The organism is Achromobacter sp. KK8 (assembly GCF_054188005.1).
Map to the genome: position 1 here is coordinate 4,475,791 of NZ_CM135178.1, position 15,776 is coordinate 4,491,566.

Annotated in this window: 18 protein-coding genes; 10 read left to right on the top strand and 8 right to left on the bottom strand. The window is 69.1% G+C overall.

Going from position 1 to position 15,776, the window contains the following annotated elements; genetic code table 11:
• Positions 1 to 44: 44 nt before the first annotated feature.
• Positions 45 to 341, bottom strand: a complete 297-nt coding sequence (locus tag ACVN9Z_RS20785) for a flagellar transcriptional regulator FlhD (protein ID WP_054447599.1) — start codon at positions 339 to 341, stop codon at positions 45 to 47.
• Between the two features lie 301 nt (positions 342 to 642).
• On the opposite strand from ACVN9Z_RS20785, the gene ACVN9Z_RS20790 reads away from it, so the two are divergent.
• From ACVN9Z_RS20790 to ACVN9Z_RS20800, 3 genes are all read left to right on the top strand, one after another.
• Positions 643 to 1,356 carry a DUF2325 domain-containing protein gene (locus ACVN9Z_RS20790; RefSeq protein ID WP_047990740.1) on the top strand — a complete coding sequence of 238 codons (714 nt, stop codon included), beginning with the start codon at positions 643 to 645 and terminating at the stop codon, positions 1,354 to 1,356.
• Between the two features lie 101 nt (positions 1,357 to 1,457).
• Complete coding sequence (locus tag ACVN9Z_RS20795) at positions 1,458 to 4,472, top strand: GAF domain-containing hybrid sensor histidine kinase/response regulator (RefSeq protein WP_026383481.1); 3,015 nt, start codon at positions 1,458 to 1,460, stop codon at positions 4,470 to 4,472.
• A gap of 139 nt (positions 4,473 to 4,611) precedes the next feature.
• Complete coding sequence (locus ACVN9Z_RS20800) at positions 4,612 to 4,965, top strand: lipase chaperone (RefSeq protein ID WP_020927581.1); 354 nt, start codon at positions 4,612 to 4,614, stop codon at positions 4,963 to 4,965.
• A gap of 113 nt (positions 4,966 to 5,078) precedes the next feature.
• Here ACVN9Z_RS20800 and ACVN9Z_RS20805 read toward each other — a convergent pair whose 3' ends face one another.
• Positions 5,079 to 6,518, bottom strand: a complete 1,440-nt coding sequence (locus tag ACVN9Z_RS20805) for an RNA polymerase factor sigma-54 (RefSeq protein WP_054484401.1) — start codon at positions 6,516 to 6,518, stop codon at positions 5,079 to 5,081.
• Between the two features lie 214 nt (positions 6,519 to 6,732).
• Positions 6,733 to 7,647, bottom strand: a complete 915-nt coding sequence (locus ACVN9Z_RS20810; protein WP_458213519.1) for a sigma-54 interaction domain-containing protein — start codon at positions 7,645 to 7,647, stop codon at positions 6,733 to 6,735.
• 204 nt (positions 7,648 to 7,851) lie between these two features.
• On the opposite strand from ACVN9Z_RS20810, the gene ACVN9Z_RS20815 reads away from it, so the two are divergent.
• Entirely contained in the window at positions 7,852 to 9,222 is a 1,371-nt protein-coding gene (locus ACVN9Z_RS20815) for a sigma-54-dependent transcriptional regulator (RefSeq protein ID WP_024068794.1), read from the top strand.
• 34 nt (positions 9,223 to 9,256) lie between these two features.
• On the opposite strand, the gene ACVN9Z_RS20820 is transcribed toward ACVN9Z_RS20815, so the two are convergent.
• A complete protein-coding gene (locus tag ACVN9Z_RS20820; protein ID WP_437263332.1) occupies positions 9,257 to 9,655 on the bottom strand; it encodes a hypothetical protein in 399 nt (132 codons plus the stop codon).
• Positions 9,656 to 9,811: 156 nt separating this feature from the next.
• On the opposite strand from ACVN9Z_RS20820, the gene ACVN9Z_RS20825 reads away from it, so the two are divergent.
• Positions 9,812 to 10,090 carry a hypothetical protein gene (locus tag ACVN9Z_RS20825; RefSeq protein WP_458212572.1) on the top strand — a complete coding sequence of 93 codons (279 nt, stop codon included), beginning with the start codon at positions 9,812 to 9,814 and terminating at the stop codon, positions 10,088 to 10,090.
• 36 nt (positions 10,091 to 10,126) lie between these two features.
• On the opposite strand, the gene ACVN9Z_RS20830 is transcribed toward ACVN9Z_RS20825, so the two are convergent.
• Entirely contained in the window at positions 10,127 to 10,411 is a 285-nt protein-coding gene (locus ACVN9Z_RS20830; protein WP_047991594.1) for a DUF378 domain-containing protein, read from the bottom strand.
• Between the two features lie 217 nt (positions 10,412 to 10,628).
• Between ACVN9Z_RS20830 and ACVN9Z_RS20835 the strand changes: the two genes are divergently transcribed.
• Positions 10,629 to 11,222, top strand: a complete 594-nt coding sequence (locus ACVN9Z_RS20835; protein WP_020927588.1) for a hypothetical protein — start codon at positions 10,629 to 10,631, stop codon at positions 11,220 to 11,222.
• A 27-nt stretch (positions 11,223 to 11,249) separates the two neighbouring features.
• The gene (locus tag ACVN9Z_RS20840) at positions 11,250 to 11,888 is read left to right on the top strand and encodes a DUF4142 domain-containing protein (protein WP_047990744.1); all 639 of its coding nucleotides are present in this window, start codon (positions 11,250 to 11,252) and stop codon (positions 11,886 to 11,888) included.
• Between the two features lie 31 nt (positions 11,889 to 11,919).
• On the opposite strand, the gene ACVN9Z_RS20845 is transcribed toward ACVN9Z_RS20840, so the two are convergent.
• On the bottom strand, positions 11,920 to 12,807 hold the full coding sequence (locus ACVN9Z_RS20845) for an SDR family oxidoreductase (RefSeq protein ID WP_053499778.1): 888 nt from the start codon (positions 12,805 to 12,807) through the stop codon (positions 11,920 to 11,922).
• A gap of 97 nt (positions 12,808 to 12,904) precedes the next feature.
• A complete protein-coding gene (locus ACVN9Z_RS20850; protein ID WP_020927590.1) occupies positions 12,905 to 13,243 on the bottom strand; it encodes a DUF883 family protein in 339 nt (112 codons plus the stop codon).
• Between the two features lie 269 nt (positions 13,244 to 13,512).
• Here ACVN9Z_RS20850 and ACVN9Z_RS20855 point away from each other — a divergent pair, with 269 nt between their 5' ends.
• The gene (locus tag ACVN9Z_RS20855; RefSeq protein ID WP_024068798.1) at positions 13,513 to 13,791 is read left to right on the top strand and encodes a hypothetical protein; all 279 of its coding nucleotides are present in this window, start codon (positions 13,513 to 13,515) and stop codon (positions 13,789 to 13,791) included.
• A 21-nt stretch (positions 13,792 to 13,812) separates the two neighbouring features.
• Here the strand turns inward: ACVN9Z_RS20855 and ACVN9Z_RS20860 are convergent, their stop codons facing one another.
• Entirely contained in the window at positions 13,813 to 14,844 is a 1,032-nt protein-coding gene (locus ACVN9Z_RS20860) for a DNA topoisomerase IB (RefSeq protein WP_038503485.1), read from the bottom strand.
• Positions 14,845 to 14,973: 129 nt separating this feature from the next.
• On the opposite strand from ACVN9Z_RS20860, the gene ACVN9Z_RS20865 reads away from it, so the two are divergent.
• Positions 14,974 to 15,528 (top strand): type 1 glutamine amidotransferase domain-containing protein, encoded by a 555-nt coding sequence (locus ACVN9Z_RS20865; protein ID WP_006386346.1) that lies wholly within the window; start codon positions 14,974 to 14,976, stop codon positions 15,526 to 15,528.
• A 77-nt stretch (positions 15,529 to 15,605) separates the two neighbouring features.
• Positions 15,606 to 15,770, top strand: a complete 165-nt coding sequence (locus ACVN9Z_RS20870; RefSeq protein WP_020927593.1) for a hypothetical protein — start codon at positions 15,606 to 15,608, stop codon at positions 15,768 to 15,770.
• Positions 15,771 to 15,776: the final 6 nt, after the last annotated feature.

Sequence of the window (15,776 nt, forward strand, 5' to 3'; positions counted from 1 at the left end):
CGGTGTCCGGATTCCGTCCGGGGATGCCGCGGCCGGCGCGGCTGTCAGGCCGGCGTCCGCAGAGGGGGCGCCTCAGCCGCCAGCGTCGCGTCCATGCCCTGGCTGAGGGCCGCCAGCAACAGGTGCGGTTCGAGGCTCAACTGGGCGAGCACCACGCTGCATCGGGACAGGCGGGCCAGGTCTTGCGGCCCCAGGGCGGCCAGCCACTGGCAGGCCTGGACCGACATCTGCATGCCCGCCAGCGCCGGCAGGTTGCCGGTGCGCGCCATCCGCTGCAACAGCAGCAGATACATGAGATTGGTTTCGTGGATGTCGCGCAGAAGTTCGGCGGATCTCGGCATCGGGTGCCCCTCACTTCATTGAGTCCGCGGCCAGGCGGCCGCGGCCGGGAACAGACAAGGCGCGAGCGTCCTGGAGGGGCGTCTGATCAAGCCGGCGGGCTTGCGTGCCGCGGGCTTGTGTGCCGGTATGGTCCGTTGATCATATTTAAGCGGTCCGGGGCCGTCAGTAATGGATTTCCCGCAGCAGGGCGGGGGATATCGCTATATCGGTAAACAGACGCATTCTCATTTATAATGCCTCGCATGTCGACGGCGCCGCCCACGCGGATGCCATGTTGCCCGCCATTCCGAGAGGCCTCCGATGACCCTAGCTTTCCAGGCGCCCAATTCGCTGCACCGCGAACACGCGGCCTTGCTCGTCGCCTATGGCCAGGCCCAGGCGCGCTGCAGTCGCCTGCTGAGCGCCCAGGCGCAGCGCATCCAATGCCTGGAGGCCGAGGTCTTCAAGCTGCGCGCGGCGGTGATCCAGCGCGATACGGCGCTCGCCTGGGCGCGGGAAGATCGCGCCGCGCTCGAGGGCGCGATCCCCGGGCTGCCCCGGCGCGTGGCGCTGGCGCGGCGCGTGGCGCAATTGATGGAGCGGGTGCAGAACCTGATGCGCGAGCGCCTGGCCTGGCAGGACCGTGCCGCCCAGGCGCGCGCCCATCCGCTCGATTCCGCGGCGGAGCCGACGGTGCCTGCCGCGGTCATCGCCGCGGCCACGCTGCGCGAAAAATCCGTGCTGTGCGTGGGCGAGGATGCCATGGCCCTGATGCTGACGCGAAAGGTGGTGGAAATGGCTGGCGGGCGCTACCTGGGCCATTGCGGCGGTGAAAGCACCAATGGCGACACCCTCGAAGCCAGCCTGGTGGCGGCGGACCTTGTCATCTGCCAGACAGGTTGCGTCAGCCACGGCGCCTATTGGCGCGTGAAGGACCACTGCACCCGCACCGGCAAGCAATGCGTGCTGGTCGACAAGCCCGAGGCGCTGACGGCGCTGGGGCTGGCGCGCGAAAGCGCCGAATCGCCGCGCTGAGCCTCCTGGGTCGCGCCATATCGCCGTAATGCCGCGTTACCTAGGGTTGCGGCTGTTGCGGCGCGCTCGCAATACAGTCTGGAAACCCTGCAGGAGATTCCATGCTGACCCAGCGAGACCGCGTACCCCATCCCTGGACCGACACGCTCGCGCGGCTCGAGGACGAGCGCGTCATGCTGCAACGCATTGCCGCCGGCGTGCCGCTGGCCGAGGTGCTGGGGCACATGCTGCACGCCATCGAGGCCCAATCCAGTGTCGAACTGCGCGCCTCGATCGCGCTGGTCGACGAAACCGGCGCGTTCCTGCGCCATGGCGCCGCGCCCAGCCTGCCGGCGGCGTTCAATGCCGCGATCGATCCGGCGCCGATCGGGCCGCAGATGGCCTCGTGGGGCGCGGCCGCGCATTGCGGCTGTCCGGTGTACGTCGAGGACATTGCCACCGACCCTGCCTGGGCGCGGTGGCGCTCGCTGGCGCTGGCGCACGGGCTGAGGGCGTGCTGGTCCACGCCCATCAAGGCGGCGGATGGGCATCTGCTCGGCGTGTTTTCGAACTACTACATGGCGCCGCGCTCTCCCACGGCCGACGATATCGACGCCATCGCCGTGATCACGCGCAGCGCCGCGCTGGCGATCGAACGACACGTGACCGAGACCGCGCTGCGCCGCAGCGGCGAGCGCTGGCGCGCCATGTTCGAAGGCATGCAGGAGGCGTTCTTCCTGAGCGAGGCGCTGCGCGACGCGCAAGGGCGTATCGTCGATTTCCGTTTTATCGAGGTCAACCCGGCATTCGAGCGCCAAAGCGGCATGAAGGAGGGCGATACGCTCGGCCATACGTTGCGCGAGATGATACCCGGCGTGCCGGACCAGATCCTGGACACGTTTGCGCAGGTGGTCGAAAGTGGTGTGCCCGCGCAGTTCGAGTTCGCCGTGCCGGCGCCGCGCCAGGCCTGGTACGAGGCGCGCGCGCGGCGCCAGGGCGATAACCAGATGATGGCGCTGTTCCTGGATGTCACCGCGCGCAAGGCAGCCGAGGCGGAGTTGTGGGAAGGCCAGCACCGCAAGAATTTCATGCTGGGGCTGGGCGACCGCATGCGCGAACTGCAGCAGCAGTCCGCGATCGAGCAGCTTGCCTGCGAAAGTCTGGGCCAGCACCTTGCGCTTGGCCTGGTGGCGGTGGTGGACTGGCCGGGGGAGGGGGCCGAACCGGTGCTCTCGACCCAATGGCGGCCGGGGGCGGCCGGTGACGCGATGCAGGCGGGCGCGGACCCCACGCTCCTGGACGAGCGCTTGTGCGAGGCGCTGCGCGGCGGGCGCACCGCTTTCATGGAGCCGTTGCTGGCGCAGGCCGATGGAGATATCGTGCCGTCCGCCATCGTGGTGCCGATGGGCCGCTGGGGGCGCCAGGGCGGCGCGCTGGTGGCCCGGCCGGCGCCCGGCGCCCATCTGCGGCGCGGCGATATCACCTGCATCGAGGAGGTGGCCGAGCGCCTCTGCGGCGCGGTCGAGCGGTCGCAGTACGCTCGCATGCTGGAGCAGCGGGTCGAGCATGCCATCGCCGAACGCGATCGCATCTGGCGCCTGTCGCCGGAATTGCTCGCGGTGATCGACAGCCAGGGACGCTATGCCAGCGTGAATCCCGCGGTGCGATCGATCCTGGGGTGGACCCCGGAGCAATTCCTGGCGATGGGATTGCGCCAGCAGATCCATCCGGACGACTACGAAGCCACGCGCGCGGCGCTGGCGCAGGCCCGGCACGCGCCGGCATCGCAGGGAGTGCGGCACCTGGAGAATCGCATCCTCAAGCGCGACGGCAGCTACGCCTGGATCACCTGGAGCATGTCATGGGCGCAGGACAGTCTGTACATGGCGGGCCGTGACGACACGGACCTGAAATTGCAGGCCAAGACGCTGTTGGAAACCGAGAATGCGTTGCGCCAGGCGCAGAAGATGGAGGCGGTGGGCCGGCTCACCGGCGGCATTGCGCATGATTTCAATAACATGCTGCAGGGAATCACCGGCGCGCTCTATCTGATCCAGCGCAAGCTGACGGCGGGCACGCCGGAGCAGGCGACGCGGTTTGTCGGCGTGGCGATGGACTCGGCCAACCGCGCGGCCCATCTGACCCAGCGCCTGCTGGCGTTTTCGCGGCGCCAGCCGATCGATCCCCAGCCGTTCGCGGTGGCCGCCACGCTGCAATCGATGGTGGACCTGTTCCATCGCTATACCGGCGAGGCCGTGTCACTGGTTTTCGACCTGGAACCCGGCCTGTGGCCGGTGCGCTGCGATCGCAACCAGTTCGAGAGCGCGGTGCTGAACCTGGTGATCAACGCCTGCGACGCGATGCCTGACGGCGGCACGCTGACGGTGTCGGGCTCGAACACACAGCTGGACGAAAGCTTCCTGCTGCCCTATCCGGGCATACCGCCCGGGGCGTTCGTCGAGCTGCGGGTGACCGACGTCGGCTGCGGCATGACGCCGGACGTGCTGGCGCATGCCTTCGATCCCTTCTTCACCACCAAGCCGCTGGGGCAGGGCACGGGCCTGGGCCTGTCGATGATCTACGGCTTCGCCAAGCAGGCGGGGGGCATCGTGACGCTGGAAAGCGAGGTGGGCGCCGGCACCTCGGTCAGCATTTTCCTGCCGCGCTTCGAAGGCGTCACGATCGCGCCGGCCGCGTCGGCGCCCACGGCCGGCCCCCTGGCCGGCGGAGCGCGCCAGGCGGTGGTCATGGTGGTGGAGGACGAGGCCAATGTGCGCGAAATGGTCTGCGAATGCCTGGCCGAGCTCGGCATGCGGGTATTGGCGGCGGAAGACGGCGACACGGGCCTGGAACGGCTGCGCGCCAATGCCGATATCGACCTGTTGATCTCCGACGTGGGGCTGCCCGGCCTGAATGGCCGCCAACTGGCCGACGCCGCGCGCGCCACGCATCCGGGCCTGAAAGTGCTGCTGATGACCGGCTATGCGGAAAGCGCCGCGCGGGGCTCGGGCTTCCTTGACACCGGCATGGAGCTGATCGTCAAGCCGTTCGCGCTGGATGCGCTGGCGCAACGGGTGCAACGCATGCTGGAATCCTCCGGCGCGCATACCGATGGCAGGCGCCTGCCGACGGGATGACCGGGTTGCATGTGCGGGGGCATGACGAGGTTTCAAGCGGCGGTAAAAATTGCCGCTGGCGCAACGCCGCCCGCGGGCGCCGGGCCACGGGAATGGGGATTGCTATAGGAACAGGGCAACCTGACCAAGGAGTGAACCCATGAAAATCCGTGCGTTGACCTATGCCGTCGTCGTGGCCGCCAGTCTGGGCGGCTCCGCCGCCTGGGCGCAATCCGCCAGCCCCACGGCGCCATCCACCACCCCGAATGACGGCACCGCCGTGCAACCGAACCGGCCGGTGCCGCCGGGCCAGGCCGCCCCGGCGCCGAACGCCACGCCGAGCACGCAGAGCATGCCGCCCAATGTGGACAAGCGGGGTACCACGCCGTCCTCGGACAAGCGCAGCGGCGAAATGCCGAACCGCAATAGCGAGGCCAATGACAATGTGCCGCGCACCCCAGCGGCCGGCGCCACGCCGCCTCCGGGCTATCCCAACACCGGCGGCAGCAAGTAGATGTGGCGGCGGCCCGCGCGTCCCCCGGGGCGCGCGGGCCGTGTCGGCCCTGGACGCCACGCGGGGAGCGATCCTGATCGCTCCCCGCGTGGCGTTTCAACACGACAAGACGGTCAATGGGCGCGTCGCAATTCAGCGGGAGGAAGGCGCAATTGGCCACGATACTTCGACACGGTGCGGCGTGCCAGGACGATGCCATTGGCGGCCAGTTGCTGGGCCAGGGCGACGTCGGACAAGGGCATGGCGGGGTCTTCGGCCTCGATCAGTTCCTTGATCAGCGCGCGCACCGCGGCGGCCGAGCAGGTCCCGCCCGAGTCGGTGGCCAGCTCACGCGAGAAGAAATGGCGGAACTCGAAGACGCCGCGGGGCGTCACCATGTACTTGCTGACCGTGGCGCGTGACACCGTGGATTCATGCATGTCGAGGTCATCCGCAACTTCTTTCAGCATCAATGGTCGCAGCGCCACTTCCCCGTATTCAAAGAAGGTCTGCTGACGCTTGACGATGGCCTCGGCGACTCGCTGTATGGTGGTGTAGCGCTGCTCCACATTGCGCACCAGCCAGCGGGCCTCCTGCAGCTCCTGCGCCATGGGGCTGCGGTCGTCCAGCCGGGCCCGCCGGAACAGGTCGGCATAGACCTGGTGCAGGCGGGCCTGCGGCATCGCGCTGCGGTTGGGCACGACGCGCCAGCGCGAGCGCCATTTGTCGACGAACACGTCCGGCACCACATAGACCGGCGCCTGCCCGTCATAGCGGCGACCCGGCTTGGGGTCCAGATTGCGGATGAGCGCGCAGGCCTCGCGCAACGCGTCGTCGGAGCAGTTCAGCGCCCGCCGCAAGCCGGCGACGTCGTTCTTGGCGAGCCGGTCGATCTGCCCGCGCACGATATCCAGCGCCAGTCTGCGCAGCGACGCGTCGATGCCGGGCGCGGCTTCCAGTTGCAGCGCCAGGCACTCCGGCAGATCGCGCGCGGCCAGGCCCGGCACATCCAGTTGCTGCACCAGGCGCAGCGCCGCCAGCCATTCGCTGTCATCCGGCGGGGGGGTGAAATCGGCGCTCAGGGCATTGCATAGGTTCGCGGTCGGCGTGCGCAGATAGCCGTCCTCGTCGAGCGCATCGATGATGAATTCGGCCAGCAACCGGTCGCGCGGTCCGAGCCGGTAGTTGCCCAGCTCCAGCGACAGCTTTTCGCGCATCGACACGGGCGCGCTGGCCCACTGGCTGAGGTCGTGGTCTTCGCCGTCGCCACGGGAAGGAACGGGATAGTCGCCCGCGTATTCGGGCGTGGTGGCGGCAGGTTCCAGAGTGACCTGCGTGGTCTCGCCCGCTGGTGTTTCGGGTTCGGACGGATCGCCGACGGGTGGCGCGGTCGGTTCAGTGGCGTCCTGCGCCGGGTCCGGCACTTGCTCCTCGACTTCCTCCAGAAACGGATTGCTCGCCAGTGCCAACTCGACGGCGGTGGTGAATTCGAGCGCCGACATCTGCAGCAGCTTGACGGACTGCTGCAACCGGGGAGCCAGCGTCATCTGCTGGCGCAGGCGCAATTCTTGCATCGGGTGTCCCAAGAAACTCTCCTGCAACGCGGGCCGCCGGAAGGGCGGCGCATTCCTGGAACGATGCAATAATCATGCCAAGCCGCCCAGCGGGCGGGAGCGCGGCTTGCGGCGCCTGCGGCGCCGGCCGGGTTTACAACAAGACGGTAAATATTGCGCCCTGGCGGGGGACGGAGTGATCTCGTCGGTGCCGCCGCGGGCGCCGGTACGCCGCTCAGGCGCCGCCGCCGACATCCTTTTCGTAGACCTCCAGGCGGTTGTAGAGCGTCTTCAGGCTGACACCCAGGGTTTCGGCGGTCAGGCGTTTGTCGCCGCCGTGATGGGCCAGGGTGGCGAGAATGAAGTCGCGCTGCGCGTTGCCCAGGGCGGTGCCCACCGGGAAGCTCAGGGCGCCGTCCTTGAACTCGGCGTGGGGCGCGGCGCGCGCGCGCGGCAATTCCGCGTCCAGTTCCTCGTCGCACAGGATGTAGGCGCGCTGCACGGCGTTGCGCAGTTCGCGCACATTGCCCGGCCATTCGTGCCGGCCGATGGCCTGCAGCATCCGTGGCGAAAATGTCTTGCTGGTGCCGTGGCGGGCGTTCAGTTCATTGAGAAAGTGTCGCGCCAGCGTCACCGCGTCGCCATCGCGCTCGCGCAGCGGGGGCACGCGCAGGGGGATCACCAGTAGCCGATGCAGGAAGTCCTGCCGCAGGCGGCCGTCGGCCACCGAGGCCGCCGGATCGCGATTGCTCGCGCACAGGATGCGCGCATTGGCCCGCAGCAGGTCGGTGCCGCCCACGCGCTGGTAAGTGCCGGTTTCCAGGACGCGCAGGAAATGCACCTGCATGTCGGGCGGCATTTCGGTCACTTCATCCAGGAACAGGGTGCCGCCACTGGCCGATTCGAAGTAGCCGGCGTTCTGCGCCACGGCGCCGGTGAAACTGCCTTTTTCGTGGCCGAACAATTCGGCATGCGCCAGCGAACCGCTGATGGCGCCGCAGTTGACGGCGATGAAGGGATGGTCGCGGCGCTCGCTGGCTTCGTGGATGGCGCGCGCCACCACTTCCTTGCCGGCGCCGCTTTCACCGACGATGAAGACGCTGGCGTCGGTTTCGGCCGCCAGGCGTACCTGAGTGGCCAGCTTCTGCATCACGGGGGACAGGCCGGAAACGTTCATGATGCCATCCATGGTAGTGGGCGCTACGCGCCAGCGATGCGACCAGTTGCAAGTAATCGAAAACTTTAGTGGATCGTATCGAATATTTACGTCACGCCGCCGCAGCTTCGCTATGCTCGAACGTGGCCGCAGCGGCGCCAGGCGCCATTGCCCGGGCCCCAGGTTACAGGAGACGCCATGCCACACCTGCTGATCGTCGATGACGACGATGCCATTCGTGAAACCCTGGCCGAACTCGGTCGCGACAGCGGGTTCACGGTGGCGCTGGCCGCCAGTGTCAAGGACGCGCTGATCCAGCTCGAGCGCCAGGCGCCCGATCTGGTGCTGACCGACGTGCGCCTGCCTGGCGGCAGCGGCATGGACATCTTCAAGAATGTGGCGGTGGCCAGCGCCGAGGTCGTGGTGATGACGGGGCACGGCACCGTCGACAACGCGGTCCAGGCCCTGCGGCTCGGCGCCACCGACTATCTCGTCAAGCCGATCTGCATGGAGCGGCTGAACGGCATCCTGGCGCGCATCATGTCCAATACCGGCCGCGAACTGCCGGGCACGCCGTTCGAGGCGCCCGGCCGTTTCGGCAAGATGTACGGCAGCTCGGCGCCGATGCGCGAGCTGTATCGCCAGATCGGCCGGGTCGCGCCCACCGGCGTCACGGTGTTGCTGGTCGGCGAGAGCGGCACGGGCAAGGAACTGGCCGCCCATGCCATCCACGAATTGAGCACGCGGCGCCAGCGGCCGTTCATCGCGGTCAACTGCGGCGCGATTTCGCCGCACCTGATCGAAAGCGAGATGTTCGGCCACGAGCGCGGCAGCTTCACCGGCGCGGACCGCCAGCACAAGGGGTATTTCGAGCGCGCCGATGGCGGCACGCTGTTTCTGGACGAAGTCACGGAGATGCCGCTCGACCTGCAGGTCAAGCTGTTGCGGGTGCTTGAAACCGGCCAGTTCATGCGGGTCGGCACCAACCGCGAAATCGGTTGCGATATCCGCATCGTCGCCGCCACCAATCGCAACCCCGAACAGGCGGTACAGGAAGGCAAGCTGCGCGAGGACCTGTATTACCGCCTGAACGTATTCCCCCTGGAACTGCCGCCGCTGCGCGAGCGCGGCGAGGACATCCTGCTGCTGGCCGATCGCTTCCTGCAGGCGCAGAACGAGGAGACCGGCCGCTCCAAGGCGTTTTCGGCGCGTGCCGCGGCGGCGCTGTCGCAGTACGAATGGCCCGGCAACGTGCGCGAATTGAAGAACTTCGTGCGCCGCGCCTTCATCATGGCGGAAGGCGACGAACTCGATGCCGACCTGCTGGCGCCGCAGGTGTCGCCCAGCGGCGACGTGGCTGGCGGGCAGGTCAGCGTGCCGGTCGGGGAGACGTTGGCGGAAGCGGACCGTCGCCTGATCCTGGCCACGCTCGAGCGCTGCAAGGGCGTCAAGAAGCAGGCGGCGGCCGTGCTGGGCATCAGCCCGAAGACGCTCTACAACCGGCTCGAGGAGTATGCGGCGGCGGGCTACACGCTGCCCGGCGAGGCGCCGGCGGAAGGCGCGCGCTGAGGCCGCCTTCCGCCTCGTATCCCGCCGCTTCCCGTCACTTGCCGTGGCGGGTCTTCAGGTCGGCCAGGCAGGTGTCCTTGGCATTGCCGGACATCGCATCGCATTTTTCCTTGCCGACCTTGTAGTCGGCCTCGTTGCGCGCCTTGGCCGCGTCATGATTGGCTTCGGCCTTTTCCTTGCCGGCCTTGGCGTCGGCCCTGGCCTTGTCGCGAGTGGCCTGCGCCTGCTGCTCGCAGATGTCCTTCTGATTGCCCTTCATCGCGTCGCACTGTTTCTTGTCCATCTTGTATTGATTGTCGATCTGTTCGTTGCTGCGCACGGCGGAGGAGGCGCCCGAGGCAGTCTGCGCGGCCGCCGGCAGGGCCAGCGCGGACAGGCCCAGCGCCGCGGCCGGGATGAGCGTCAGGGACAGGCGGATCTTGGACAGATTCATGGATGGCTCCTTCGGATGGGAATAGGGCAGGCCGCAAAATGGGCCGCCGTGCGCGGGTGAGCAAGTGGCGTGCCCGCCGCCGCCCAGGCACGCCACTTGCAGCGCAAGTGCCCGACAGGGTGCCGTCCGCGGCATCCGCGACATCGGGAGATAGCCATGAGCAAAGCCACCACCGCCCAGCCGAGCAGCCGCCGCGACCAGGATGACGCGACGGGCGCCGCGCGCCATTCCAGGGAGGTCGACGCCGGCAAAGCCAACACGCCGCAGGACGACACGGCGGCGGCTCACCGCAGCGGCCAGTTCGGGGCGGACCAACCCGGGCGCGATACGCCGGCGGCTCCTCGCCGCGCGGACAAGCATCCCCATCCGAAGGGGGCCGAGTATGAAGAGGGCGGCCAGTATCCCGGCACCCGCAAGCCCGGCGCGGGGCGGTGAGCGCGGCGCGGGCAGGGCCGCGCTCACCGTCGACCTTCAGGTCTCGTCGGCGGCGAGCCGGAACAGCAACACCACGCAATGCAGCGCGGCCAGACCGACCAGGCCGTAGGCCACGCGGCCGGCCAGCGGCCAGGGCAGCATGCGCGCGAACACATCCAGGTTGACGGCCGCGATCAGGCCGCAGTTCAACCCGCCGGCCACCAGCGTGACCAGGGCGGTCCAGTCCAGCGGCCGCAGGCCGTGGCGGTCGCGGGCGCTGCCGGCAACGTTGTCGCCGTTCGTGGCAAAAGCGAGATCGTCGTCGTCGCCATAGGTTTGCATGTCGCACTCCGATGCCAGCGGCATGCGGGTCATGCGCCGCCGGCGGTGGTGCCGCGTCGCGGCGCGGGATGGCTTGCGCGCCGCAACCGCGGCCGGCAACCACCACGCTTTCCCCGGTGGCGATGCAGCAAGCGGCGTGCCGCGCACCCAGCCGGGCATGCCAATTGCTGCCGGCAGGGCATGGCCCACGACGGGCCCGAGCCGATAGGAGATTGCCATGTCCCTGATTGTTGCCGCGCGCTTCCAGACGTTCGACGAGGCGACCGAGGCGGCGCAGCGCCTGCGTCTCGAAGGATTCTCCGAGGACGAGCTGCACACGTTCTACATCAACACGGCGGGCGAGCATGCGCGCTTCCCGCTGGGCGGGGACCGCGTCGCGGATCCGGATGCCCGCGGCGCGCACCTGGGCGCGCTGGCGGGCGCCGCGGTGCTGGGGTTGCTACTGGCGTTGGCCGGCGGCCTGGTGGCCCTGTGGTCGGGCGCCGCGACGCTGGTGGTGATCGTGGCGGCCGGCGCGGGAGCCTATATCGGCGCCCTGGCCGGCGCGTTGCGGGTGGCGGGCAAGAACCGCCGGCGCCCGGCAAGGACTGCGCCCGAACCCGCCGAGGCGCATCCGGCCCCGCGACAGGCCGGGGTGATGCTGGCGTTGCCCGTGTCGCCGGAGCGCGAAGCCCTGGCGCGGCGGGTACTGCGCGAGGCGGGAGGGCACGATATCGAACGCGCCCAGGGCCGCTGGCAGGATGGCAAGTGGCAGGACTTCGATCCCCTGAAGCCGCCGCGCCATGTCGAGGCGCCGTCGGTGGCGCCGTGAGCCGCCGATGGCGGCAAGGAGACGCAGATGAATCACAGAACCCTGCTGCAAGCGCTGCTTGCCGCTTGCCTGTTCGTGCTGCTGGCCGCGCCCCTGGCTGCCCGCGCCGCGCAGTTGTCGCCGGCGGATAGCCACTTCCTGCAGGCGGCCGCGGCCGCCGATGCCTTTCAGCTGCAGGCGGCGCGCCTGGCCAGCGAACGCGCGGCCAGCACCGAAGTGCGGGCCTTCGCCGAGAAGATGCGCTCGAGCTACCAGGAACGGGATGCCGGCCTGCGGCAACTGGCGCGAGCGAAGCGGATCACGCTGCCGGCCAAGGCGGAACCCGGCGATCAGCGCGCGCTGGAAGCAATGGCCGGCAAGACCGGAGAAGCGTTCGACAGCCTGTATATCGAGCAGGTAGCGCTGCTGGCCCATGAGAAGAGCGAGCGTCTGTATCGCACCGCGGCCGAGCAAAGCGCCGATGCCCAGGTGCGTGACTTCGCACTGCGCCATCAGCCGGTGCTGGCAGACCAGCTTGCGCTGGCGCGCGCGCTCAAGCGGGATCCGGCGGCACGTCCGGACGCGGCGGCGCCGCCTGCCCGACAGGGCGAACCCCCGCCGGTGTCGCCGGCCGAGCGCAGCGCGCCCGCCTCGGTGGCCCCGGAGACGGTGGCGCCACAGAAATAGGCCAGTCCGCAGGCGCGGGCTGGCCGCGGCCTCAGTCGCCCGCGCTGCCCGTGATGGGAAGCACGATGCCGGTGATGTAGCTGGAGCAGGCCGGCGCCGCCAGGAACACATAGGCGGGCGAGATTTCCTCGGGCTGGGCTGGCCGGCCCAGTTCCGTGTCCTGGCCGAAAGACGGGATTTCGTCGGCGTCGCGGTCGGCGGGATTCAACGGCGTCCAGACCGGTCCCGGCGCCACCGCATTGACGCGGATGCCCTGGCTGGCCAGGTTCGACGCCAGCGAGCGGGTGAATGCATGAATGGCGCCTTTGCTGGTGGAGTAGTCCAGCAGGCCGCCGCTGCCGCGCAGGCCGGTGACCGAGCCGGTGTTGATGATGGCGGCGCCCGCGCGCAGATGGGGCAGGATCGCGCGCGCCATGTAGAAATAGCCGTAGATGTTGGTGCGCAGGGTCTTGTCCCACTTTTCGTCGCTGATGGCCGACAGCCCTTCGTCGTGCTGTTGGTACGCGGCGTTGTTCACCAGCACGTCGAGCCGGCCAAAGGCTTGCGCCGCCTGTTCCACGGCCCGGTCGCAGAAAGCCGATTCGCGCACGTCGCCTGCGATCAGCAGGCAGCGCCGGCCTTCGGCCCGCACCGCGCGCTCGGTTTCGCGGGCGTCTTCGTGTTCGTTGAGATAGACGATGGCAACGTCCGCGCCTTCGCGCGCGAACAGCACGCTGACCGCGCGGCCGATGCCCGAATCGCCGCCGGTGACGATGGCCGCCATGCCGGCCAGTTTGCCGCTGCCCTGGTAGCCGGGCGCCAGATACTGCGGCCGCAGCGCCATGCGCGCTTCTTCGCCAGGCTTGGGCAGGTGCTGGGCCGGCATGGGCGGCGTCGGGTGGGGTCGCGAGCCAGGCGCGGCGTCGTCGGATTGCGTCATGCGGATCTCCCTGGATGGCGGGCGCCGGTGCGCCCTCGGGCCATCCCGAGCAACTGCCATGCCCGCGCGCGCCGCCGGCGCGCGCGACCCGCCTGCCTTACTGGCGGCCCACCACCACGCCGAACAGGAATGCCGCGCCGGCCACCAGGCCGATCGCCTGCCAGGGACGCGCATGGATGTACTGCTCGGTGCAGTCGATGGTCTCGCGCACCATGTCCTGGGCGCTGTCGGAGGCGTTGCGCAGGCTGTGGCGGGTATCGCGCAACTGCTCGGCCAGCCGCGCCTTCAGGGCCTCCAGGTCGGTGGCCGAGGCGTCGCTGAGGGTGGCCTCGAGATCGTCGATCCAGCTTTCGGGGTGACGGCGGCGGCGCGCGCCGCGGTCGTCGGGGCCGTTCTCGGGAAAGTCCGAGGGCGCGGGGGTATGGTTGTTGGCCATGGGAAGCTCCTGGAGTCTGCGTTGGCGAAAACATGGCCGCGTTCCCTTATACGGGTTACGGGCGCGGCGCATGGAGAAAAGGCTGGCATGTATCGGCCCCGTAGGGATCTTGCATTGCATCTCGTTGTGAATGTTCGTTTTACCGTGAACCGGCGCTCCTGCGGGTCCTGCCACATCCGCTTGCAATTTGAGCCGCGCGCGCATGCTGTCCAGGCGGCGCATGCCGTAGCATGGACCGGACCACAGCGGATTTATCGGGAGCGTTTCGCATGACTTCATCCAAGACCTCCACGCCATCATCATCGCCTGGCAAGCCCCGCGCCGAACGGCAGGCGCGCAGCGGCGCCGCGGCTGCGGCTTCAGGCAAGGTATTGCCGCCGCAGTCGCCGGTCGACGTGCCGCGCCAGCCCCCCAGGCCCGACGCGGCCACCCCGGACGAAGCCGCCCGCGACGGCCGCCGGGTGGCCGACGACCAGACCGAATCCAACTGGGCCGACAACGCCCAGCCGCAACCGCGCGCCAAGAACGCCCGCTCGTCGATTCTCTGAGCGACCCCGGCCAGGGGCCGCTCAGGCGTCCCGCAGGAAGGCCAGCAGCCGCCGCTCGTCGGCATTCAGGCCGCGCGGCCGCGCGGGCGCGGCGGCGCGCGGCGGCAGTCGCCCCGCCAGATATTCCTCGATGATCGATGGATGCACGTAGCAGGCGCGACAGACCGCCGGCGTATTGGCCAGCCGTCGCGATACTTGCTTGATGACGTCCACCACTGCCTGCCGCGCCTGCCGTTCATCGACCCAGGGGCGCGCCTGCAGCGCCGCGAAGGCCAGCACGGAACCCGCCCAGGTCCGGTAGTGCTTGGCGCTGAAATCGGCGGCGCCGGCTTCCCTCAGATAGGCATTGACCGCTTCCGAATCGATGCCATGGGCCTCGCCGGTTTCGTCCAGGTACTGGAACAATTGCTGGCCGGGGATCTCCAGGCAGCGCTTGGCCACCCGGGCGATGCGCCGGTCTCTTACCGTCACGTCATGCGCCACGCCGCTCTTGCCGCGGAATCGGAAGCGCAGGCGGTCGCCACTGACGCTGGCGTGGCGTCGCGTCAGGGTGGTCAGGCCGTAGGAGCGATTGGCGCGCGCATATTCACGCGTGCCGATGCGGATCAGGGTGTCGTCCAGCAGGCGCACCACCGCGGCGATCACTTTGGCCCGAGGCAGACCCGGCATCAGCAAGTCGTGCTGCACCCGGCGCCGGATGCGGGGCAGCTGCAGGCCGAACGCGCCCAGACTCTGGTATTTGTCGGCGTCGCGCAACCGTGCCCAAGCGGGGTGGTAGCGATATTGCTTGCGGCCACGCGCATCGCGCCCGGTCGCCTGCAGATGGCCATGCGGCAATGGGCAGATCCAGACATCTTCGTACGCCGGCGGGATCGCCAGGGCGCGGATGCGCGCCAACTCCGCCGCGCGGGTGATGCGCCTGCCATGCGTATCCAGGTAATGGAAGGTCGCGCCGTTGACCCGCACCCGGGAATAGCCGGGCCCGGTGTCGTCCATATAGACCAGCGCGTCATCGGCGCCGCGCTCGCGCGGCGCGGGGCTGCGGTTTGCCATGGGCCCTCCTGCAGGTGGCGCCGGCCTGGAGCAAGCCGCGTGCCCGGCTCCCCCCGGGCCGCGGCAAGTCACTGGCTCACGGGCACGCCGCTTGCTGAGGGATGTCTTGCCGCAAACCGGGAGTATTGAATGACACAGACACTACAGGACTTCAACGTCGCCATTCTGGTGATGGACGGATTTGAAGAGGTGGAGCTGACCGACCCGCGCGACGCCTTGCGCGCGCAGGGAGCGCGCACCGTCATCGTGTCGGCGCGGCACGGCGACGTGCAGGGCATGCGCCACCACGACAAGGGCGAGCGCGTCCAGGTGGACCTGACGTTCGCGCAAGCGCGCGCGGAAGCGGATAGGTTCGATGCCGTGCTGCTGCCGGGCGGCGTGGTCAACGCCGACGAAATCCGCCTGCATCCCGACGCGCGCGAGCTGGTGCGCGCCCTGCACGAGGCCGGCAAGCCCGTGGCGGTGATCTGCCATGGCGCCTGGCTGCTGATTTCGGCGGGCCTGGTCAAGGACCGCAAGATGACCAGCTGGCCGTCGCTGGCCGACGACCTGCGCAATGCCGGTGCGCAATGGGTGGATGAGGAAGTGGTGGTGGATGGCCGCTGGATCAGCAGCCGCAAGCCGGACGACATCCCCGCATTCAATCGGGAACTGCTGCGCGTTTTTGCGCTGGCGCGCCCCTGAGCGCCAGCGTGTCCAGAGGGGAGCGGACCGGGAACCGCCCGGCCGCGCGACCCGCAGCGTATTTACAGGAGAGCGCCATGCCAGACCATCTGTATTTGCACGTTCCGCCGAAGCCGGAGCCGATTCCGCCAGGCTCGCCGCCGGGCGACTTGCCGGTCGATCCGGACACCGATGAGCCCGAGGTGGACCTGCCGCCGCTTGAACCGCCACCCGCCCGGGACAAGACCGCCACGGTCCACTGAGCGCGC